Annotated in this window: 19 protein-coding genes; 10 read left to right on the top strand and 9 right to left on the bottom strand. The window is 61.6% G+C overall.

From position 1 onward, the window contains the following. Nucleotides 1-462, bottom strand: a complete 462-nt coding sequence (locus tag C1T17_RS09730; protein ID WP_104953276.1) for a PilZ domain-containing protein — start codon at nucleotides 460-462, stop codon at nucleotides 1-3. Nucleotides 463-587: 125 nt separating this feature from the next. Here C1T17_RS09730 and recG point away from each other — a divergent pair, with 125 nt between their 5' ends. Continuing rightward, the gene (recG, locus tag C1T17_RS09735; protein ID WP_104953277.1) at nucleotides 588-2648 is read left to right on the top strand and encodes an ATP-dependent DNA helicase RecG; all 2061 of its coding nucleotides are present in this window, start codon (nucleotides 588-590) and stop codon (nucleotides 2646-2648) included. 153 nt (nucleotides 2649-2801) lie between these two features. Continuing rightward, entirely contained in the window at nucleotides 2802-4670 is a 1869-nt protein-coding gene (locus C1T17_RS09740; protein ID WP_104953278.1) for a PhoX family protein, read from the top strand. 352 nt (nucleotides 4671-5022) lie between these two features. Here C1T17_RS09740 and C1T17_RS09745 read toward each other — a convergent pair whose 3' ends face one another. Further along, nucleotides 5023-5733 (bottom strand): SDR family NAD(P)-dependent oxidoreductase, encoded by a 711-nt coding sequence (locus C1T17_RS09745; protein ID WP_189338566.1) that lies wholly within the window; start codon nucleotides 5731-5733, stop codon nucleotides 5023-5025. Nucleotides 5734-5805: 72 nt separating this feature from the next. Beyond that, on the bottom strand, nucleotides 5806-7266 hold the full coding sequence (purF, locus tag C1T17_RS09750) for an amidophosphoribosyltransferase (protein ID WP_104953280.1): 1461 nt from the start codon (nucleotides 7264-7266) through the stop codon (nucleotides 5806-5808). A 181-nt stretch (nucleotides 7267-7447) separates the two neighbouring features. Between purF and ccmC the strand changes: the two genes are divergently transcribed. From ccmC to C1T17_RS09785, 8 genes are all read left to right on the top strand, one after another. Beyond that, nucleotides 7448-8173, top strand: a complete 726-nt coding sequence (ccmC, locus tag C1T17_RS09755; RefSeq protein WP_104953281.1) for a heme ABC transporter permease CcmC — start codon at nucleotides 7448-7450, stop codon at nucleotides 8171-8173. Then, the gene (locus tag C1T17_RS21305) at nucleotides 8166-8312 is read left to right on the top strand and encodes a hypothetical protein (RefSeq protein ID WP_189338618.1); all 147 of its coding nucleotides are present in this window, start codon (nucleotides 8166-8168) and stop codon (nucleotides 8310-8312) included. The genes ccmC and C1T17_RS21305 overlap by 8 nt, the downstream gene beginning before the upstream one ends. A 16-nt stretch (nucleotides 8313-8328) precedes the next feature. Next, on the top strand, nucleotides 8329-8793 hold the full coding sequence (ccmE, locus tag C1T17_RS09760; protein WP_104953282.1) for a cytochrome c maturation protein CcmE: 465 nt from the start codon (nucleotides 8329-8331) through the stop codon (nucleotides 8791-8793). After that, complete coding sequence (locus C1T17_RS09765; protein ID WP_104953283.1) at nucleotides 8790-10718, top strand: heme lyase CcmF/NrfE family subunit; 1929 nt, start codon at nucleotides 8790-8792, stop codon at nucleotides 10716-10718. The genes ccmE and C1T17_RS09765 overlap by 4 nt, the downstream gene beginning before the upstream one ends. Next, nucleotides 10715-11245: a DsbE family thiol:disulfide interchange protein gene (locus tag C1T17_RS09770; protein ID WP_189338567.1), complete on the top strand. Its 531-nt coding sequence runs from the start codon at nucleotides 10715-10717 to the stop codon at nucleotides 11243-11245. Before C1T17_RS09765 ends, C1T17_RS09770 begins: the two co-directional genes overlap by 4 nt. Continuing rightward, nucleotides 11242-11655: a cytochrome c-type biogenesis protein CcmH gene (locus C1T17_RS09775; protein ID WP_104953284.1), complete on the top strand. Its 414-nt coding sequence runs from the start codon at nucleotides 11242-11244 to the stop codon at nucleotides 11653-11655. Before C1T17_RS09770 ends, C1T17_RS09775 begins: the two co-directional genes overlap by 4 nt. Beyond that, entirely contained in the window at nucleotides 11652-12278 is a 627-nt protein-coding gene (locus C1T17_RS09780) for a tetratricopeptide repeat protein (RefSeq protein WP_104953285.1), read from the top strand. Before C1T17_RS09775 ends, C1T17_RS09780 begins: the two co-directional genes overlap by 4 nt. A gap of 176 nt (nucleotides 12279-12454) precedes the next feature. Beyond that, entirely contained in the window at nucleotides 12455-14362 is a 1908-nt protein-coding gene (locus tag C1T17_RS09785) for a potassium transporter Kup (RefSeq protein WP_104955126.1), read from the top strand. Between the two features lie 15 nt (nucleotides 14363-14377). Here C1T17_RS09785 and leuA read toward each other — a convergent pair whose 3' ends face one another. From leuA to C1T17_RS09815, 6 genes are all read right to left on the bottom strand, one after another. Beyond that, nucleotides 14378-16054, bottom strand: a complete 1677-nt coding sequence (gene leuA / locus C1T17_RS09790) for a 2-isopropylmalate synthase (RefSeq protein WP_104953286.1) — start codon at nucleotides 16052-16054, stop codon at nucleotides 14378-14380. Nucleotides 16055-16366: 312 nt separating this feature from the next. After that, on the bottom strand, nucleotides 16367-16993 hold the full coding sequence (locus C1T17_RS09795; RefSeq protein ID WP_104953287.1) for a YceI family protein: 627 nt from the start codon (nucleotides 16991-16993) through the stop codon (nucleotides 16367-16369). Nucleotides 16994-17103: 110 nt separating this feature from the next. Then, nucleotides 17104-18123 carry a ketol-acid reductoisomerase gene (gene ilvC, locus C1T17_RS09800; protein ID WP_104953288.1) on the bottom strand — a complete coding sequence of 340 codons (1020 nt, stop codon included), beginning with the start codon at nucleotides 18121-18123 and terminating at the stop codon, nucleotides 17104-17106. Nucleotides 18124-18186: 63 nt separating this feature from the next. Then, the gene (gene ilvN, locus C1T17_RS09805) at nucleotides 18187-18702 is read right to left on the bottom strand and encodes an acetolactate synthase small subunit (RefSeq protein ID WP_104953289.1); all 516 of its coding nucleotides are present in this window, start codon (nucleotides 18700-18702) and stop codon (nucleotides 18187-18189) included. Beyond that, nucleotides 18702-19055 carry a hypothetical protein gene (locus C1T17_RS09810; protein WP_104953290.1) on the bottom strand — a complete coding sequence of 118 codons (354 nt, stop codon included), beginning with the start codon at nucleotides 19053-19055 and terminating at the stop codon, nucleotides 18702-18704. Before C1T17_RS09810 ends, ilvN begins: the two co-directional genes overlap by 1 nt. A 10-nt stretch (nucleotides 19056-19065) precedes the next feature. Further along, the gene (locus tag C1T17_RS09815; RefSeq protein WP_104953291.1) at nucleotides 19066-20874 is read right to left on the bottom strand and encodes an acetolactate synthase 3 large subunit; all 1809 of its coding nucleotides are present in this window, start codon (nucleotides 20872-20874) and stop codon (nucleotides 19066-19068) included. Between the last annotated feature and the right edge of the window lie 108 nt (nucleotides 20875-20982).

Genomic DNA, 20982 nt, shown 5'->3' on the forward strand with positions numbered 1-20982 from the left:
TCAGATCAGGGCGAATGCGCCCGCGATTCCCGCCCAGAGCAACAGCGACGATCCGATGATAATCGGAATACCCCGCGCCATGCGCGACCGGTCGGGCGCATCCTGCGCGAAATCATTGCCGGGCAACACAGTGGATTCCGGAATGATCGGATCGCTTTTCAACAAGGCGGCGCTTATCATCGCTTCGGTAATTGGCTTTACGAACTGACATCCGGCCAGCGGGCCGCTGCTCCACGTCACGCGCGCTTCGGCAGCAGGGCCATGCGGCAAGTTGATGGTGATGCTGTCGCCGATCGTCAGTGGCTGCGACGTGCGAAGCAGCGCGCCGCCGACGGAAATGTCCATGATGACGGCCGTATCCGGCCCTGAATCGGCGATGCGCAGCATAAGCGGCTTGCGTTCTTCACGGCGCGATTGCTCCTGCGGTGTGCCGCTGGGCAGTGAGAGAGAAGGTTCGGCCACGTGCTTGCTCCGGGAAATTGCTTCCGATCCCTAACATCGTGATGGTTGCGAAACCGTTTATAACTGCGCGCAGACAGCGCCGCATTTGATCGGGCGTGCCGCCTGAGATAGAGGCTGGATCAGCCATGCGACCCGACATCCTCAACTCGCTATTTGCCGAGATTTCGGCCCTGAAGGGGGTGGGCGCTGCGCTCGCCAAGCCTTTGGAGCGGCTGGGCCTGGCGCGGGCAGTCGACGTGGCGTTCCATTTGCCGGTGGCCTGGGTCGATCGACTGATCGTCGACGAACTGGACATGAGCCAATCGGGGCGCATCGTCGGCACGGTGCTGACGCCCGTGGAGTATAAAGCCGGCGGGGGCACGCGCGCGCCTTTCCGGGTGCATGCTACCGATGCCCGGGGCAATTATGTGTCGCTCATCTATTTCGGCAAGAACAGCGGCTGGCCCCGCAAGATGCTGCCGCTGGGTGAGCCTAAGTTCGTTTCGGGGAAGCTCGACCTGTACGGGCAGGAATTGCAGATGGTGCACCCGGATGTGCTGCCCGTCGAGGAAGCAGCGTCGGTGCCTGCGCAGGAGCCTGTCTATCGCCTGTCGGAAGGGCTTTCCAACAAGCGGATGCGTGATCTGGTTGGACAGGCGTTGGATCGCGCGCCCGACCTGCCGGAGTGGGTGGAGCCAAGCCTGCTCGACCGGCGCGGCTGGCCGAAATGGCGCGAGGCGTTTGGTGAAGTACATGGTAAAGCTGAGGCATTAAAAGCACGTGAGCGGCTGGCCTATGACGAGATATTCGCGGGCCAGTTGGCGCTGATGCTAGTGCGCGGCGCATCGCGCAGGCGGCGAGGCGTGCCGATCCAGGGTGACCATCAACTTCGCAATCAACTTAAGCTGCCCTTCGCCCCCACAGGCGCGCAGCAGCGCAGCATGAACGAGATCGAAGGCGACATGGCGCAGGCCACGCCGATGCTACGCCTGCTTCAGGGTGATGTGGGGTCGGGCAAGACTTTGGTTGCGCTGATGGCGCTCCTCAATGCGGTTGAGGCCGGGATGCAGGGAGCGATGCTGGCGCCGACCGAGATTCTGGCCCGCCAGCATTTTGCAACCTTGCAGAAGATGCTGACCGGCCTGCCCGTCAATGTCGCGATCCTCACTGGACGCGAAAAGGGCAGGGCGCGCGAATCCACGCTGATGGGGCTGGCGGACGGGAGCATCCATATCCTCGTCGGCACGCATGCGATCTTTCAGGAGGCCGTGCAATATAAGGCTTTGGCGCTCGCCGTGATCGACGAGCAGCATCGCTTTGGCGTTGCGCAGCGCATGATGCTCTCGGCCAAGGCGGAGCGGACGCCGCATCTGCTGGTGATGACCGCGACGCCCATTCCGCGCACGCTGACGCTCACTTATTATGGCGAGATGGACGTGTCCCGGCTGGACGAGATGCCGCCCGGTCGCCAGCCGATCGAGACGCGCGTGGTGTCCGCCGAACGCGTGGATGAAGTGGTCGAGGCGCTTGGACGCCATATAGCGGCAGGCGGCCAAGCTTACTGGGTGTGCCCGCTGGTCGAGGAGAGCGAAGTCAGCGACCAGACGGCGGCTGAGGTGCGCGCGGAAACGCTGCGGATGCGTTTCGGTGACGCGATTGCCATGGTGCACGGGCGGATGAAGGGACCGGAGAAAGACGCCGTCATGGACGCTTTCTCCCGGAACCTGACGAAGGTTCTGGTGGCGACGACGGTAATCGAAGTCGGGGTGGATGTGCCCAATGCGACCTTGATGATTATCGAAGGTGCCGATCGTTTCGGACTGGCGCAACTGCATCAACTTCGCGGGCGAGTAGGGCGGGGCGATAAGGCGTCGGTGTGCCTGCTTCTGCGCGGCAATGCGCTGTCCGAGACATCGCGGGCGCGGCTTGCCCTGATGCGGGAGACCAATGACGGGTTCCGCATTGCAGAAGAAGATTTGCGGCTTCGCGGTGCGGGCGAATTGCTGGGCACGCGGCAATCGGGTGAAGCGCAGTTGCGGTTGGCGACGCCGGAGCATCTGGCGGACCTGATTGACTCGGCGCGGGACGATGCGCGCCTGCTGATCGAGAGGGACGGCGGCCTCGACTCGCCGCGAGGTCAGGCGGCCCGGACATGCCTATATCTGTTCGAGCGGGACGCCGCGATCGGCTTGCTGAGAAGCGGCTAACCGGCGTCGCCACTATCATCCCACGCGATGTCTCTGAAACGTCATCATGATTACACACAATCGACACGGCTAAGACCTTAGCCAGTCATGCAGCCCTGCCAATGCCGCTGCGACCACGCCGCTAACGTGGGACGTAATCACAGGGGAAATACCATGTCCTATATTACCGATGAGGCGCGTGCCGCCTCGCGCGCCGCGCTGCCCACTATTGATATGGGCGACCAGACCCTTGAAGCCATCGTCGCGGCAAATCCGGCCCGCCGGACTATATTGCGCAACGGCCTACTGGGACTGTCGATCCTGCCGATGATGAGCGTATTATCCGCATGTGGCGAAGATGATGGCTCATCCGTTCCGACTGGCCCTTCGCCCGCGCCGACACCTACGCCGACGCCCGCCGTCAGCTACGCGATCAACTTCGCCTCCGTGCCCGCCAATCTGGATGACAAGGTTACTGTCCCGGCAGGTTATACGGTGGACGTGATGTTCTCCGCAGGCGACGTCGTTGAAGCAGGCGCTCCGGGATACAAGGGCGCATTCCAGCCTTCCAGCGAAACCGAAAAGCAGGCAGGCGGCAATCATGACGGCATGGAGTTCTTCGAACTTGCCGGTGTCGACGCCAACAACGGCGGCCTGCTGGCCATCAATCACGAAGTGGCCGATTACAACATCCTGTTCACCGGCGACTACAACGCCGCGACCGCGACGCCCGAACAAAAGGCGCTCGCGCTCTCCGGCGTCGGCGTTTCGGTGATCGAGATCGCCAAGGCGAGCGACGGCAAATGGGCCGTGAAGCAGGGCTCGAAATACAATAAGCGTTATACCGGCAACAGCACCTATCTGCCCTCCGGTCCTGCGGCGAGCCGGCTTTCCGCCAGCATCAAGGGCACTTTGAACAACTGCGCGAGCGGCCGCACGCCTTGGGGCACGTACCTGACATGCGAGGAAACGACCGACAACTATCTCGATCCCACGCAGCCAGCGAACAACTACGGCTGGGTGGTCGAGATCGATCCGTATCAGGAACTGGCGAAACCCACCAAGCGCACTGCCATGGGCCGGTTCGATCACGAGAACGTGGCGCACATGGTCGATTCCAACAATCGCGTCGCCTTCTACATGGGGCATGACGGGACGCCGGGTTGCATCTACAAGTTCGTGCCCAGCGCCGCGTTCTCGCGCAATAACCGTTCGGCAAACACGAACCTGCTGGATAACGGCACGCTGTATGTCGCGCGTTTCAACGCGGACGGAACAGGCGAGTGGCGGGCGCTGGTGCAGGGCAGCAATGGCCTGGTCTCTGGAGCGACCGATCCGGGCGATGTGAGCCAGGGACCGCAGACCCCCAGAATCGTTAACTTCGCCACGCAGGCCGACGTGCTGATCGACACCATCTCGGCCGCACGTGTGGCGGGCGGTACTGTGATGGATCGTCCCGAATGGATCACGGTCGCGCCCGACAACAGCTCGATCTATTGCACGCTCACCAACAACAGCAGCCGCCGAGTCGTTGATGCCGCCAATCCGCGCGTCACCAATCGCCATGGCCACATCATCCGCTGGAAAGAGGCGGGTAACTCGCCGCTCGCCACCACTTTTACTTGGGAACTGTTCGTGCTGGCGGGCGATCCTTCGCTGTCAAGCGGCGGCGATAATCTCGTCGGCGACATCAAGGGCGACACTTACTCCAGCCCCGACGGTATCCGCATCGATCCGCAGGGCCGCTTGTGGGTGCAGACCGACCACAGCATTCCGGGAACTTCCGGCGTCACCGGTAGAAGCATCGAGGATGTATTTGGCCACAATGCGATGTTCTACGTCGATCAGGTGACGAAGCAGAGCAAGCGCTTCCTGGTCGGACCTGAAGGCTGTGAAATCACCGGCATTGCCTATACGCCGGACCTCAAGAACTTCTTCATCAACATCCAGCATCCGACCAAGGCATGGCCGGTGGCAGGACAGCAGCCGCGTTCGTCCACCATCGTCGTACGCCGCACCGACGCACAGCCGGTCGGCAATTAACGGACAAGGCCTGCCCCGTCGTGACCGCGGCGGGGCAGGCTGCATCTAATGCGCGCTCTCACAGATCGTTACGCCTTCGTAAAATCTTAAGACCTCCTCGCCATGCTAGAAAGGTTGGCCTGACTATGCTGACATAATGGCGGCAAGAGGCAGGAGTTATGCCGCCTTCAGAAAGAGGGTGAAGACATGAGCGAAGGCATTGAAACGGATCGCAGATCCATGAACCGAAGAGCCACGGATCGTCGTCAGGACGCTGATCCCAATTATTCTGGCCCCGAACGCCGATCAGCGGATCGCCGGGCGAGTACCCGCCGCCAGTCCGACTAATCCGGGGCGCACCGACGCCCGCCGATTAGCCTACGCGTATGCGGTGCCCCGTTGGGGCGTCTTCCTGCACCAGCGCCAGTATCGCTTCGGCAACGGTTTCCGGTCCTTTGAGCGTGGCGGGATCTTCGCCCGGAAATGCCCTTGCGCGCATTGCCGTGCGCGTGGCACCGGGGTCCACGATATGCGTGCGGATGGCGGAGATGTTCTTCACTTCCTCGCCATAGGCATTGACGAGAACTTCCAGCGCCGCCTTTGAAGCGCCGTAAGCGCCCCAATAGGGCCGAACCGTCGTACCGACCGAGCTGGTTATGACGATCACGCGCGCGTCGCTGCTGGTGCGAAGGAGCGGATCGAAGGCCGCGATCAATGCCTGCTGCGCGCCCACGTTGAGCGTCAGCAGTTTGGCGAACTCCTTGGGATCAATCGCCTGCACCGCGGCGAGGCTTCCCAATGTCGCTGCGTTCAGCACCAGATAATCCAGCGCCCCCCAACGCTCGCTAACGGCCGCCGCCAGTCTTCCAATGCTTTCGCCGTCAGTAAGGTCGAGTGGCGCGATCGTGGCGCTGCCGCCTGCGTTGTGGATTTTATCCTCGACCTCTTCAAGTCCGCCGGTGGTGCGCGCCGTCAGCACGACATGCGCGCCTGCCTTGCCCAATGCCTCCGCCGTGGCCGCGCCAATGCCGCGACTTGCGCCAGTGACGACGGCTAGCTTTCCGGTGAGGGGCAGGGTGGTCATGATCTCTTCTCAACTAGGGGTCGAGCGATCGCAAGGACGCTCAACCAGTCATCGCATGGGGGATGATAGTGGTTAGACGACGCGCTCGGCAAGCAACTCGAACTGGTCGCGAACGGCGGCTTCGTCCTGATCCGTGAGTGTCGTCGGATAATCGCCCGTAAAGCAGGCGTCGCAATATTGGGGGCGGATGTCCGCGCGTTTAGCCTGACCCAATGCCTTGTAGAGGCCGTCGATCGACAGGAACGACAGGCTGTCGGCATGGATGAAATCCTGCATCCCCGGCACGTCCAGCTTATGCGCGAGCAGCTTCGTGCGCTCGGGCGTGTCGACGCCATAGTAACAGCTATGCTTCGTCGGCGGGCTGGCGATGCGCATATGGACTTCGGCGGCGCCGGCTTCGCGCATCATCTGCACGATCTTGAGGCTGGTGGTGCCGCGCACGATCGAGTCGTCGATGAGGACGATCCGCTTGCCCTGGATGAGCGCGCGATTGGCATTGTGCTTGAGCTTTACGCCAAGATGACGAACCTTATCGCTCGGCTGGATGAAGGTCCGGCCGACATAGTGCGAGCGGATGATACCCAACTCGAACGGAATGCCGGACTGCTGCGCGTAGCCGATGGCGGCAGGCACGCCGCTGTCGGGCACGGGGATGACATAGTCCGCGTCCACCGGGTTCTCGATGGCCAACTGCGCGCCGATCGCCTTGCGAACCGAATAGACGCTGCTGCCTTCGACAATCGAATCTGGGCGCGAGAAATAGACATGTTCGAAAATACAGGGCCGCGGCGACACTTCGCCAAAGGGCCGATGGCTGCGAATCTCGCCGCCATTAGTGACGATCACCAGTTCGCCCGGATCGATGGAGCGGACATATTCCGCCCCGACCACATCGAGCGCCACCGTCTCAGACGCGAAAATCGGGGAGTCGCCGAGCATGCCCATGACGAGGGGACGAATGCCGAGCGGGTCGCGGCAGGCGATCATGCCCTCCGGCGTCATGCAGATGAGGGAGTACGCGCCCTCGACCTGCTTCAACGCATCGATGAACTTGTCGAGCAAGGTCCGGTACGTCGATGTTGCGACCAGATGGATGATGACCTCGGTGTCCGACGTCGACTGGAAGATCGATCCGCGCCGCACCAGATCGCGACGGAGCTTAAACGCGTTGGAGATATTGCCGTTATGCGCAACGGCAAAGCCTCCCGACGCCAGATCGGCATAGAGCGGCTGCACATTGCGCAACGAGGTTTCGCCGCTGGTCGAGTATCGGACGTGACCACAGGCGGCCTCGCCAGGCAGTGCGCGAATCACTTCGTCCCGATCGAAATTTCCTGCCACATGGCCCATAGCCCGGTGCGTATGGAAATCGTGACCGTCCCAGCTGGTGATCCCGGCCGCTTCCTGGCCGCGATGCTGAAGTGCGTGGAGGCCAAGAGCGACAATCGCCGAAGCTGATTCTGCGCCGGAAATGCCGAATACGCCGCATTCCTCCCGCAACTTGTCGTCATCGAAGGGGTTCGTGGTAAGCATGTGCTGTTGGGTCCGCTGCCAAAGCGTGGAGCCCCATGGGGCATCGTCTGCCGCGCATATAGGGGCTCGAGTCCGATTTGTCGCCTCCTGTTACAACCTATGTCATAAAAAAGCGTTGGAGGTTCGTCGCAACGTCAAGGCCACTGGTCTTAACCCATGTGCGCAGCTAAAGACGCCGGGCATGCATGCTTTCGCCAATCCAGCCCGATTCCTGTCCATAGCGCGGCCGCTGACGCCCTGGCTGTTCTGGATCGGCATCGTCCTGCTTCTGGCGGGTTGCGCGTGCGGATTGTTCCTGACGCCTGCCGATTATCTTCAGGGTGAAACGGTGCGCATTCTCTATATCCACGTGCCCGCGGCGTGGCTCGGGATGGGCGGATGGAGCGGGATCGCGATCGCTGCCCTAATGCAACTCGTCTGGCGGCATCCGCTGGCGGCAATCGCCGGGCGCGCCATAGCAGTGCCCGGAGCGCTGTTCACCGCGATCTGCCTCATCACTGGCTCGATTTGGGGCCGCCCGACATGGGGCACTTGGTGGGAATGGGACGGGCGGATGACCTCGATGCTCGTGCTGCTCTTCCTGTACCTCGGCTATATCGCACTCGCCAACGCCAGCGCCGTGAACAACGGCGCGGGCGGCGTCAGCCGGGTAACGGCGATCTTCGGGCTGGTCGGGGCCGTCAACATCCCGATCATCAATCGCTCGGTCGTCTGGTGGAACAGCCTGCATCAGGGACCGAGCATCACTTTGACCGGATCGACGATCGACGGATCGATCCTGTGGCCACTCGGCTTCACGCTGATAGGTTTCACTTTGTGGTTCGCGGCCATCGTGCTGATGCGAATGCGAGCGATATTGGCGGAGACGAAAGTCGAAGCGCGGATGCAGCGGCTGGCGCGTGGTTGATTTCACGATGAACCCCTGGCCTTTCATTATCGCCGCCTACGCGCTGACCCTTGTCGGGGCTGCCGGATTGTCGGTGGCGAGCCTGCGCGCGATGATCGCTGCCGAGCGCCGCGCCGATGCGTTGAAGCGGGATCGCTGAAGGCGTGGCGACCATCATGAAAGCCAAACATCAGCGGCTGATCCTTGCTTTGGTCGCGCTCGCTGCGTTGATCGGGGCGGGTCTGCTTGCGGCTTCGGCGTTGCGCGACGAGGCGGCTTATTTCTACACGCCCCATGATGCGCTGACGAAGCATGTCGAGCCGGGTAAAGCCATTCGGCTGGGCGGTATGGTCGTCAAGGGTAGCTTGAAGCGTGCTGCCGATGGCGTAACGATCCAGTTCAACGTGACGGACAACAAGGCGACTGTACCCGCGACCTTCAGTGGGATCGCGCCCGACCTGTTCAAGGAAGGCAGCGGCGTGGTTGCCGAAGGCGCTTTCGATGCGCGTGGATCTTTTGTAGCGACCAACTTGCTCGCGAAACATGACGAGCGGTATATGCCGCGGGAACTGGACGGCATGAAATATGACGAGAAGTCGCACGAGTTGACGGCCAAGCCCGTTCCGGCGGCAAAGCCATGATCGCCGAGGCCGGTTTAGCCGCGCTCTGGCTCGCCGCTGCGCTGGCGTTCCTGCAACTGAGCCTCGTCTACTTCGGCCTCACGGACAAGGGCGACCTTCTTGCCGCCGTCCGGCCCGTCGCCGTGGTGCAGGGATTGTTGACGGCACTCTCCTTCCTGTTGCTCGTGACGCTTTTCCTGCGCTCGGACATGTCAGTGGCTCTGGTCGCGACGAACAGCCATTCGGCCAAGCCCTGGCTCTACAAATTTGCAGGCACATGGGGCAATCACGAAGGCTCCATGCTGTTGTGGGTGATGGTGATGGGAATCGCCGGCGCGGCGGTGGCGCTGTTCGAGCGGGCGCTGCGGCGCGATACGCATATGGCGACGCTGGGCGCGCAGGCGCTAATCAGCCTTGGGTTTTATGCGTTCCTGCTGTTCTCTTCGAATCCCTTCGCACGGATCAATCCGGCGCCGGCGGACGGGCAGGGGCTTAACCCGCTGCTGCAAGACCCAGGCCTCGCTTTCCATCCGCCCACGCTTTACCTGGGCTACGTTGGCCTGTCGGTGGCGTTCTCCTTTGCCGTGGGCGCGTTGATGACCCGCAATGTGGACGCCACGTTCGCGCGGGCAATGCGGCCATGGGTTCTGGCAGCGTGGATTTTGCTGACTCTGGGGATCACGGCGGGAAGTTACTGGGCCTATTATGAACTCGGCTGGGGCGGCTGGTGGTTCTGGGATCCGGTCGAGAATGCATCGCTGATGCCGTGGCTGGCGGCGACGGCGTTGCTGCACAGCGTCACCGTGCTTGCGACTCGCGACGCCTTGCGCGCGTGGACGATCATGCTGGCGGTGGTGGCATTCTCCATGTCGATGGTCGGCACTTTCCTCGTCCGCTCAGGCATTCTGACCAGCGTCCACGCCTTCGCTGTGGACCCGGAGCGGGGGACGTTCATTCTCGGACTGCTAGCGCTGTATATCGGCGGGGCGCTGGCGCTGTTCGGGCTTCGGATCGGTACGGTTCGGGAAGGCGCACAGTTCGAGTTGGTCAGCCGCGAGACGATGCTGGTCGTCAACAATCTGCTGCTCTCGGTAATATTGGGACTCGTCCTGATCGGTACGCTCTATCCTCTGATGACCGAAGCCTTCGGACATAAGGTGTCGGTGGGGCCGCCTTATTTCGACCGGATCGCTGGGCCGATTGCTCTGGCGCTCGTGATCGCGATGGCCGCCGGGCCGCTGACGCGTTGGCGCAAGGATCAGGCGCGTGCCGTGGCGCGGCGGCTGCTGCTTCCGGCCGTGGTGCTGCTTCTGGCGCTCTCCCTGGTGAGCGTGCTGGCGTGGGGGCGGATCGGCGTGTTGCCTTTCCTCGGCCTCGTCATTTCTGCCGGTGTCGCGGTCGGAAGCCTCGCGCCGTTGTGGAAGCGCAATCTGCGCCGCACGCCCCTTTTCACATTCGGCATGGTGGTAGCCCATCTGGGTTGCGCGGTGAGTCTGGCGGGCATGGCGGCGGATTCGGCCTTTACGGTCGAAAAACTGGTCGCGGCGCGGCCTGGGGATACGATCCAAACGGCAGGTTGGACCCTGCGGTTCGACGACATCAGGCCCATCGCGGGCGATAACTGGACGGCCCTGCAAGGCGACATGACAGTGTCGCGCGGCGGTGGCGCTGCCGTGGACATTCATCCGCAGGCGCGCTTCTTCACGACGCCGCCCACAAACACAACCGAGGCGGCGTTGCTTACGCGATGGGATGGACAACTCTACGTCGTCCTGGGTCAGGAGACGGAGGATGGCCGCTGGCAGGTGCGGATCTGGTGGAAGCCGTTCGTGACGCTGATCTGGCTGGGCGGCATCATGATTGCGTTCGGCGGGGCGCTTTCGCTCATCGGGCGGGAGCGGCGTGGGTGGCTCCAGAAGTTGCGGCGGCGTGAGGCAGTCGCGTGAGTCGCTGGGCGATCTGGCTGCCGCTGGGCTTGTTCCTGGCGTTCTTCGCCTTGTTCGCCAGCGGCTTGCTGAAGCCGGACGACCGGCTCATCACGTCGAAGATGATCGGGAAGCCGATCCCCCAATTCGCTCTTCCCGCAGCGGCGAGCGATCGACCGCCTTTGTCCAATGCTGATCTCGCAACGGGCAAGCCGCGCCTTCTCAATATCTTTGCAAGCTGGTGCGTGCCCTGTGCGGCGGAGTCCCCGCAATTGATGGCGCTGAAGCAGGCGGGGGCGGAGATCGACGCGGTCGCGATCCGCGATGCGCGGCCTGACGTTGACCGCTTCCTGAAACGCTGGGGCAATCCTTACACGCGCATCGGTCTGGACGCTCGCAGCAGCTTGCAGATTGCGATGGGATCATCGGGCGTTCCGGAGACGTTCGTGATCGACGGCAAAGGCACCATCGTCCACCAGCATATCGGCGACATCCGCGAAGAGGACGTGCCGTTGCTGTTGCAGAAGCTGGCGGAGGCGGGGCAATGAAAGCGGTTCTCGCTCTGCTGTTGATGCTGTTCGCGACGCCGCTGGCCGCGCAGTCTGCCTTGCCGCCTGCCCCTTATGCGGACCGCCAGCTGGATGACCCGCGTCAGGAGGCCAAAGCCCGCGACCTGATGCTGACGATCCGCTGTCTCACCTGCCAGAGCCAGTCCATCGCGGACAGCAATGCAAGCATGGCGAGCGACATGCGCTCGCAAATCCGGGAGCGCATTGCCGCTGGCGAGGACGCGGAGCATATCCGCGCGTGGCTGATCGATCGCTATGGCGATTGGGTGAGTTATGAGCCGACGGCCGCCCCGATCCTGTGGCCGCTGTGGGCCGCGCCTCTCATTCTGCTGGCGCTCGGCTTCTGGCTGATGCGCGGGCGCATCAGGCGGGGGAAGGGAGCGTCATGATTAGCTGGGTGATTGCCTTTTCGATAGCTGTGGTCAGCTTCGCCGCACTGGTAGGGCCGGGACGGGTGCCGCGCACCACATGGGAACTGCTCGGTGCGGCGATCTTGTGCGGCGTTGCGGGATATGCGTGGCAGGGGTCGCCCGGATTAGCCGGGGCGCCTCGCACCGTCACCGATCGGGCCGTGCCTTTCAATGAGGATCTGGCGGAGCAGCGTCGCGGCATGGCGGAGCGTTTCGGCAAGGCCGGACAATGGCTGATCCTGTCCGACGGCCTTGGTCGGCAGGGTAAGACGCAGGAGGCGGCGAATGTGCTCGTTGCCGCCGTGCGCCAGGAGCCCAAAGACCCGAACCTGTGGCTGGGGCTGGGCAATGCACTGGTCGCTCATGGCAGCGGGATAATCTCCCCCTCGGCGGAGTTTGCGTTCCGCCGTGCGATGGCGATAAACCCTCAGGCGCCCGCCGCACCCTATTTCTATGGATTGGCGCTGGCGCAGTCAGGGCAGCTTGATAGCGCGCGACAGATTTGGGGGCCACTTGCCGAGCGCCTGCCAAAAGGCAGCAAGTTGCGCGGCGAACTGGAACAAAATCTCGCCACGATCGATAGTCGTACGGGCGGTCAATGACATTCCTTCTCCACAGTGGCGCGTGTTGCACTGTATGACAGTGCGTGATAGGCGCGGCGCGCAGATCGGGCCGACGGCGTTGTGCCATCCCATGTGCCGGACACACATCATCATGACATTCACTGCATTGCTTCATGGCTGACACTGGGATCGATCCCCCGGCTGTGGGTGCCGACATGCCGACAGATGGCGCGCAAGATGTCGACGTGCATGAGGGTCATGGGCAGCAGGGCGCTACGGCCAAGCTGGTGGTGGGCGCGATCGGTATCGTGTTCGGGGACATCGGCACCAGCCCGCTTTACGCTTTCCGCGAGACATTTGCGGGGCACCACAAGCTGACGCTCGATCCAGATCACATCCTTGGCGCCATTAGCCTGATGTTCTGGTCTATGATGCTGGTCGTGACGCTGAAATATGTGTCGATCATCATGCGCGCCGACAACAAGGGCGAGGGAGGTAGCCTAGCTCTGCTCGCGCTTATTAGCGGGCAGACGAAGACCCGTCGCTGGTCCTCGGGCATCGTATTGCTGGGCGTTTTCGCTACGGCGCTGTTCTACGGCGATTCGATGATTACGCCTGCGGTTTCGGTGCTATCCGCCGTGGAGGGCTTGGCCGTTTACAATCATGCGCTAAGCCCCTTGATCCTGCCTGCGGCGGTCGTAATCCTGGTCGGACTGTTCTGGATTCAGAGCGCCGGGACCAATCGGGTTGCGACCATGTTCGGCCCGATCATGCTGCTATATTTTGCCGTAATCGCTACGCTAGGCGTACTCAGCATCTGGCAGACGCCGGGCATATTGGTTGCGTTCAACCCCTATTGGGCGCTGATGTTTTTCGTTACCGATCCCCTGCCTGCCTTCCTGGCGCTGGGATCGGTTGTGCTGGCGGTAACTGGGGCCGAGGCTCTTTATGCCGACATGGGACATTTCGGACGCAATCCTATTCGCATCTCATGGCTGTTCTTCGTCCTGCCTGCACTGATGCTTAATTATATGGGGCAGGGCGCGCTGCTGTTCCGGGAAGGGCATGATGCGCTCATTAGCCCCTTCTACAATCTAGCGCCGCAGTGGCTGCAACTTCCCCTTATCGGCATAGCGACATTGGCAGCGATCATTGCGTCGCAGGCGGTGATTTCGGGGGCATTTTCAGTGACGCAGCAGGCGATCCAACTCGGCTTCATGCCGCGCCTTCGGATAGCCCACACCAGCGCGTCGACCGCTGGACAAATCTACATCCCCATTATCAATTGGGGCCTGATGATTATGGTGATCCTGCTTGTGTTGAGCTTCCGCACATCGTCCAATCTGACGGCGGCTTACGGCATTGCGGTGACTGGAGCGATGTTCATCGACAACGTGCTGCTCACGGTATTGATCTTCCGCCTGTGGAAGTGGAACCGGGGGTGGGCAGTGTTGCTATTGTCGGTATTCTATATCGTCGATGGCGCGTATCTGGCGGCCAACCTGACCAAAATCCCGGCAGGCGGCTGGTTCCCGCTGTTGATTGGCTTTGTGGTTTTCACGCTGCTCACCACATGGTCGCGCGGGCGGCAGTTGATGATCGAACGGATGCGCGAGTCGGCTATGCCAATTCCTGTGTTCATCGCGTCCGCCGCCAACAGCGCCGTGCGCGTGCCAGGGACTGCGGTGTTCATGACATCGACGCCCGATGGCGTGCCGCACGCGCTGCTCCACAACCTCAAGCACAACAAGGTGTTGCATGAGCGCGTCGTCTTGCTGACGGTCAAGATCATCGGTGTGCCGGTCGTGCAGGAGGAAAAGCGCGCTAAACTAGAGGATTTGGGCAGGGGCTTTTTCCGCTTGGTTCTACATTATGGCTTCATGCAGGAGCCTGACGTGCCATTGGCGCTCAAGAACGTCACCCAGTGCGGGCAGGCGTTCAAGATGATGGAAACGAGCTTCTTCCTCGCGCGCCAAACCCTGTTGCCATCCGCACGTCCAGGTATGCCGATCTGGCGCGAGAAGATATTCGCGTGGATGCTGCGAAACGCAGAAAGCGCGATGGAGTTCTTCCGGCTGCCCACCAACCGTGTGGTCGAATTGGGCAGCCAGGTCGAAATCTAAGCGCTTGGCGAAAGGTCAGTGTCGCCGCGCTGCCAGGCCGTTCGCGGCTGACAATACCGCCTGCACCGATGCCGTGGCGACGTCGGTGTCCATGCCCACACCAAAAACGGTAACGCCATCGGGCGTCCGGCATTCAACATAGGCGGCGGCGTTAACGTTGGACCCGACGCCGATCGCATGTTCACTGTAGTCCACGACATCCAGGTCGATGCCTAATTCGTCACGCAACGCACACAGAACGCCCGAGATAAGGCCATTGCCGCGTCCGGAAATGCTACGCTCCCCGCCCTCATGGCCGATCTTGCCGACGAACACGCGATCACCCGCAGCGCCAGTTTCGTGATAGTCGATCAGCTTGTAAGGCTGGCCGGAGCCCAGGGCATAGTGCTTCTCAAATGCCTGCCAGATGTCGGCCGCGACCAATTCGCGGCTGGTATTGTCGGCCACCTCCTGCACTACGCGGCTGAAGTCGGCCTGCATGCGCTTGGGGAGCTTCAGGCCCTTATCCTGCTGCAAGACCCACGCAACGCCGCCCTTACCGGACTGCGAATTGACGCGGATGACCGCTTCGTAGCTGCGGCCAAGATCGGCGGGATCGATCGGCAGATAGGGAACGTCCCAAATCTCGTCATTGCGCGTTTCCTGCGCGGCGAAGCCCTTCTTGATCGCGTCCTGATGACTGCCGGAGAAGGCAGTGAACACCAGTTCCCCTGCATAGGGATGGCGGGGATGCACGGGCAACTGATTGCAATATTCGACTGTCTGGATAACGTCGTCGATATCCGAGAAGTCCAGTTCCGGCCGCACGCCCTGCGTATAGAGATTGAGGCCCAGCGTCACCAGATCGACATTGCCGGTGCGCTCGCCATTGCCGAACAGGCAGCCCTCGACACGATCCGCGCCCGCCATCAGGCCCAGTTCGGCAGCGGCGACGCCAGTGCCGCGGTCGTTATGCGGATGCAGCGAGATCACGACATGATCGCGCTTGCTGATGTTCTTGCACATCCATTCGATCTGATCGGCGTAGATATTGGGGGAGGCGGCTTCGACCGTAGCGGGCAGGTTCAGGATCAGCGGCTTGTCGGCCGTCGGCTGGAGGATGTCCATCACCGCCTCGCAACATTCAAGGCTGAAATCGAGTTCGGCGGTGGAGAAGGTCTCCGGCGAATATTCGAAATGCCAGTCGGTGTTCGGTTGCTTGGCGGCTTCGTCGCGCAGGATCTTGGCGGCGTCGATGGCGATCTGCTTGATCTCGCTGCGCTCCATACCGAAGACGATGCGACGCCACGCAGGCGACACGGCGTTGTAGACGTGCACGATCGCGGAGCGCGCGCCTTGCAGGCTTTCGAAGCTCTTCTCGATCAGATCGCGACGTGCCTGCGTCAGAACCTGAATCGTCACATCATCAGGGATTTTGCCCGAACGGACGAGGCCGCTGATGAAGTCGAACTCGGTGGCTCCGGCCGAGGGGAAGCCGACTTCGATTTCCTTGACGCCCACGCGCAGCAGCAGGTCGAAAAAGCGCTGTTTCTTCTCCGCGTTCATCGGATCGATCAGCGCCTGATTGCCGTCGCGCAGATCGGTGGAGAGCCAGCGCGGCGCGTGCGTGATGGTGCGGCCCGGCCATTGCCGGTCGGGCAAGTCAACTTGCGGAAACGGGCGGTACTTTTGTGAAGGATCGGTCAGCATCATGGAATTTGGCACTTCTTCATATGGCGGCGTCGTGACGCTTCGCCTTGGTCTGCGACATTTGCGATGGAAGCCCTTAGGCGCTGGTTGCTGCTTTCATGCGAAAGGCAACGCAAAAAACACGCCTAAGGGCGTGTAAGTCGTAGCAGGGGTAGAAGCGCGCGCTGCATGATGAGGCGCTTTTAACGGCAAGTGGTTAAAAAGGTCCAGCCGTTTTTGTCGAGGCGCGAAATTGTTTCGCAGACGCTCGTAATCGACTGCCCATTATGCCGGAGAGAGAGGGGGAGAGCCGTTCCAACGTCTCCCCCGAATCGCTTATTCCTTCTGGAACGCGGCGGTGATCTTCAACTCGATCTCGTCGCCCACCATCGGCACGCCATAGCCCATGCCAAAGTCGCTGCGCTTTATCATGGTGGTGGCATTGAAACCGACATTTTCCTTGCCGCCCATCTGCAGCACGCCCTTGCCCGCGCCATAGAAGGTCGCGTCCAGAACGACGGGCTTTGTGATGCCCTTGATAGTCAGATTGCCGCTAATGTCCGCAGTCGTGCCTTCGACCTTTACCGACGTGGACACGAAAGTCGCCGTCGGGAATTTGGCGCTGTCGAAGAAGTCCGGCTTCATCAGATGCTCGTCCAGCTTGGGGATGCCGGTCTTCAAATTGGCAATCGGAACCGTGATCGAAACCTTGGCAGCGGCGGGGTTCTTCGGGTCGAGCGCCAGCGTGCCGGTGGGCGCCGAAATCAGGCCCATATTGTTGCTGAAGCCCATGTGATCGTAGGCAAACAGGATTTGCGTGTGGCTGGATTCAACAGTGTAGTTGCCGGCGGTCACCAGCGCGGGGTTGGGGGAACCGGGCTTTGCGGGCGCGCTTTGAGCGACAACGGCGGCGCTGCCAAGCAGGGCAAGTAAGGCGGCGGCGGGAAGCAGGGACTTGTGCATGGCCATCTCCAGTTTAAAACAAAAAGGACGCCGCCCTGAATAGGCGACGTCCCCGAAACATTCCAGTTGCAAAACGGAGTTGAACGGCAACTCAGCGTTTCAACACAGGGTCAGTTCTTTTCCTTGTCCACCAGCTTGTTCGCGCCAATCCATGGCATCATCGCGCGGAGTTCTGCGCCCGTCTTTTCGATCGGATGCGCAGCGGCGAGCTTGCGGCTGGCCTTCAGTTCGGGCTGGCCTGCACGGTTGTCGAGGATGAAGCGCTTCACGAAGCGTCCGGCCTGAATGTCTTCCAGAACGCGCTTCATTTCCTTCTTGGTCTCGTCGGTGATGATGCGGGGGCCGGTGTGGATGTCGCCATATTCGGCGGTGTTGCTGATCGAATAGCGCATGTTGGCGATGCCGCCTTCATACATCAGGTCGACGATCAGCTTCACTTCGTGGAGGCATTCGAAATAGGCCATTTCAGGCGCATAGCCCGCTTCCGTCAGCGTTTCGAAACCGGCCTGGATCAGGTGAGTCAAGCCGCCGCACAGAACGGCCTGCTCGCCGAACAGGTCGGTTTCGCACTCTTCCCGGAACGTCGTTTCGATAACGCCCGAGCGCCCGCCGCCTACGGCAGAGGCATAGGACAGCGCAACGTCATGCGCATTGCCGGTCGAATCCTGCGCGATGGCGATCAGGCAGGGAACGCCGCCGCCGCGTACATATTCGCTACGGACGGTGTGGCCCGGACCCTTGGGCGCGATCATGAAGACGTCGAGGTCGGCGCGCGGCTCGATCAGGCCGAAGTGAACGTTAAGGCCATGGGCGAAAGCAAGCGCCGCGCCCTGCTTCATATTGGCGTGCAGATCGTCCGCATAGATCGCGGCCTGATGCTCGTCCGGCGCCAGGATCATGACGATGTCGGCCCATGCGGCGGCTTCGGCGTTGCTCATCACCTTGAAGCCTGCGCCTTCGGCCTTCTTCGCGGTGGCCGAGCCGGGACGTAGCGCGATCGCGACTTCGGTGACGCCGCTGTCGCGCAGGTTCTGCGCATGGGCGTGACCCTGGCTGCCATAGCCGACGATGGCGATCTTCTTGCCCTTGATCAGGCCGATGTCCGCATCACGATCATAATAAACGCGCATGGTAAGTGTCTTCCCTCTTAAGCTGAAACAATAGTGTGAAGTTGATGCCCGAACGGGCGGATTTTAGATGGCGTCCTTGCCCCGGATCAGGCCCACGACGCCAGTGCGGCCGATCTCCACCAGGCCGATCTGCCGCATTAATCCTGCAAAGGTGTCGATCTTTTCGGTCGTGCCGGTGATCTCGAAGATGAAGCTTTCGATGGTCGTGTCGACCACCTTGGCGCGGAACACTTCGGCGAGGCGCAGTGCTTCGATGCGATGATCGCCGGTGCCCGCAACTTTCACGAGCGCGAGTTCGCGCTCCACATAAGGGCCAGCTTCGGTGAGATCGACGACCCGGTGCACGGGAACCAGCCGGTCGAGCTGCGCGATGATCTGGTCGATCACGCGCGGCGGGCCGGCCGTCACGATCGTGATGCGGCTGATCGAATGGTCCTGCGTGATGTCCGCGACCGTCAGGCTCTCGATATTATAGCCGCGCGCGGTGAACATTCCCGCAATTCGCGCGAGGATGCCCGCTTCGTTGGCGACGGTGAGCGAGAGGACGTGCCGTTCGCTCTGTTCCTCGGTGATGTGCATCAGATCGTCTCTTCTTTATCGTCTTTGTCTTCGTAATGGCGTTTGACGGAGAGCATACCCGCAAAGGCGAAATGCCAGCCGCCATCGCCGCTGCGATGGGCAATCCTGACGGGGAAACCTACTACCGCATCGAAGATACGGGAGAGGTGTTCGCCGACATAACGGGGGCTTACCAGCAACCGCGCAAAGCGCCGCCCGTGATAATCAAAGCCCTCGTCTAATATGATCTCCCATTCCGCATTCGCCTCATCTTCGTGATCGACGCTCCACCCGCCGAGTTCCTGGACGCCTGTCTTGCGTTCAAAATCCCATGGTTCGGTGATGTGGATCGCGAGCTTCAGATGGCTGGTCACATGATGGCTTTCAGACGAGGGCCTTCGCTTCGTCGTCCATCGTGCCCGAAACCATTGTCGGATCAAGCAGCATGTCGATATGCGCCGCACCCGATGGTATCATCGGGAAACAGTTCGACAGCTTCGCCACGCGGCAGTCGACCAGCACGGGGCCGGGCGTATCGATCATTTTCCGGATGCCCGCCGCCAATTCGTCATGCGTTTCGATCCGCAGCGCGGTCCAGCCATAGGCTTCGGCGAGCTTCACGAAGTCGGGCAGACTGTCGCTGTAGCTTTCCGAATAGCGGCTTTCATAGGTCAGTTCCTGCCATTGCCGGACCATGCCCATATATTCGTTGTTCAGGATGAAGATCTTGACCGGCAGACGATATTGCGTCGCGGTGCCCAGTTCCTGAATGTTCATCTGGATCGAAGCGTCGCCCGCGATGTCGATGACCAGCGCATCGGGATTGCCGAGTTGCGCGCCGATCGCTGCGGGCAGGCCATAGCCCATGGTGCCAAGGCCGCCGGAGGTCAGCCACTTGTTCGGATCGTCGAAGTGGAAGTGCTGCGCCGCCCACATCTGATGCTGGCCGACTTCGGTCGTGATGACGACATCCCGCCCGCGCGTCGCGGCATAGAGGTCCGCAATCGCGCGCTGCGGCATGATCTCGTCGCCGGTCTCGACATAATCGAGGCTGCGGCGTGCGCGCCAGCCTTCGATCCGCGCCCACCATTCGGAGAAATCCGGCTTGGCGTAACCGCGCTTCTTCAGCAGGGCGATCATGTCGGCCATGACGCTGCCAACGTCGCCGATGACTGCCAGATCGGCGATGATGTTCTTGTTGACCGAGCTTCGGTCGATATCGACGTGGATTTTCTTGCTGTCAGGCGAGAAGGCGTCGATGCGACCGGTCACGCGATCGTCGAAGCGTGCGCCGAGGCAGAGAATCAGGTCCGCCTTGTTCATCGTGAAATTGGCTTCGTAGGTGCCGTGCATGCCGAGCATGCCGAGCCACTGCTTGCCAGATGCCGGATACGCGCCAAGACCCATCAACGTCGAGGTGACGGGCGCGCCGGTCATCTCCGCTAATTCACGCAGCAATTCGGACGCATGCGGTCCCGAATTGATAATGCCGCCGCCAGTGTAGAGGATGGGGCGTTCCGCCGCCATCAGCATGTCCACAGCGGCTTCGATCACGCGCGTTTCGGCCTTGAACTCAGGGCGATAGCTTGGATGCTCGACAGGCTCCGGGCGGCCATAGGGCGCAGTCGCGACCTGAACGTCCTTGGGGATGTCGATCACGACGGGGCCGGGACGCCCTGACGTAGCGATGTGGAACGCTTCATGGATGATGTGGGCGAGCTTGATCGGCGACTTCACCAAATAGTTGTGTTTGGTGCAGTGCCGCGTCAGGCCGACGGTGTCCGCTTCCTGAAAGGCGTCCGTGCCGATCAGATGCGTGGCGACCTGGCCCGTGATGACGACCATTGGAATGGAGTCCATCAGCGCATCGGTGATGCCGGTGATAGCGTTCGTCGCGCCGGGGCCGGATGTGACGAGGACGACGCCGGGCTTGCCGGTGGAACGCGCATAGCCTTCGGCGGCATGGGTCGCAGCTTGCTCATGACGGACGAGGATGTGCTTGATCTTCGGATGCGCATAGAGCGCATCGTAAATGGGCAGCACTGCGCCGCCGGGATAGCCGAATACGACTTCCACACCCAGATCGACCAGACATTCGCACAAGATGTCGGCGCCACTGCGCTCCCGCTGTTTTTCCGGCTCGGGATTGCCCGCGCCATATTCAGCCTGCGCAACGGCCTGGAAGTCGGCCACGTGAAATCTCCTGTCTGCTGTGAATGTGCGCCATGGGCCAGTCCTGACGGGATGACAAGTGCACGTTACGGAAGGGCCTCTATGTGTTATAAAGTGCCATGTCAACAG

Origin of the sequence: Sphingobium sp. SCG-1 (assembly GCF_002953135.1) — a bacterium.
Taxonomy (GTDB): Bacteria; Pseudomonadota; Alphaproteobacteria; order Sphingomonadales; family Sphingomonadaceae; genus Sphingobium.

Bases quoted from the DNA above. Each gene is read 5' to 3' on its own strand.
- C1T17_RS09740 (WP_104953278.1), top strand. From the start codon at position 2,802: ATGTCCTATATTACCGATGAGGCGCGTGCCGCCTCGCGCGCCGCGCTG.
- leuA (WP_104953286.1), bottom strand. From the start codon at position 16,054: ATGATGCTGACCGATCCTTCACAAAAGTACCGCCCGTTTCCGCAAGTT.
- recG (WP_104953277.1), top strand. From the start codon at position 588: ATGCGACCCGACATCCTCAACTCGCTATTTGCCGAGATTTCGGCCCTG.
- C1T17_RS09780 (WP_104953285.1), top strand. From the start codon at position 11,652: ATGATTAGCTGGGTGATTGCCTTTTCGATAGCTGTGGTCAGCTTCGCC.
- C1T17_RS09795 (WP_104953287.1), bottom strand. From the start codon at position 16,993: ATGCACAAGTCCCTGCTTCCCGCCGCCGCCTTACTTGCCCTGCTTGGC.
- C1T17_RS09765 (WP_104953283.1), top strand. From the start codon at position 8,790: ATGATCGCCGAGGCCGGTTTAGCCGCGCTCTGGCTCGCCGCTGCGCTG.
- C1T17_RS09785 (WP_104955126.1), top strand. From the start codon at position 12,455: ATGCCGACAGATGGCGCGCAAGATGTCGACGTGCATGAGGGTCATGGG.
- C1T17_RS09775 (WP_104953284.1), top strand. From the start codon at position 11,242: ATGAAAGCGGTTCTCGCTCTGCTGTTGATGCTGTTCGCGACGCCGCTG.
- C1T17_RS09745 (WP_189338566.1), bottom strand. From the start codon at position 5,733: ATGACCACCCTGCCCCTCACCGGAAAGCTAGCCGTCGTCACTGGCGCA.
- purF (WP_104953280.1), bottom strand. From the start codon at position 7,266: ATGCTTACCACGAACCCCTTCGATGACGACAAGTTGCGGGAGGAATGC.
- ilvN (WP_104953289.1), bottom strand. From the start codon at position 18,702: ATGCACATCACCGAGGAACAGAGCGAACGGCACGTCCTCTCGCTCACC.
- ccmE (WP_104953282.1), top strand. From the start codon at position 8,329: ATGAAAGCCAAACATCAGCGGCTGATCCTTGCTTTGGTCGCGCTCGCT.
- ccmC (WP_104953281.1), top strand. From the start codon at position 7,448: ATGCATGCTTTCGCCAATCCAGCCCGATTCCTGTCCATAGCGCGGCCG.
- ilvC (WP_104953288.1), bottom strand. From the start codon at position 18,123: ATGCGCGTTTATTATGATCGTGATGCGGACATCGGCCTGATCAAGGGC.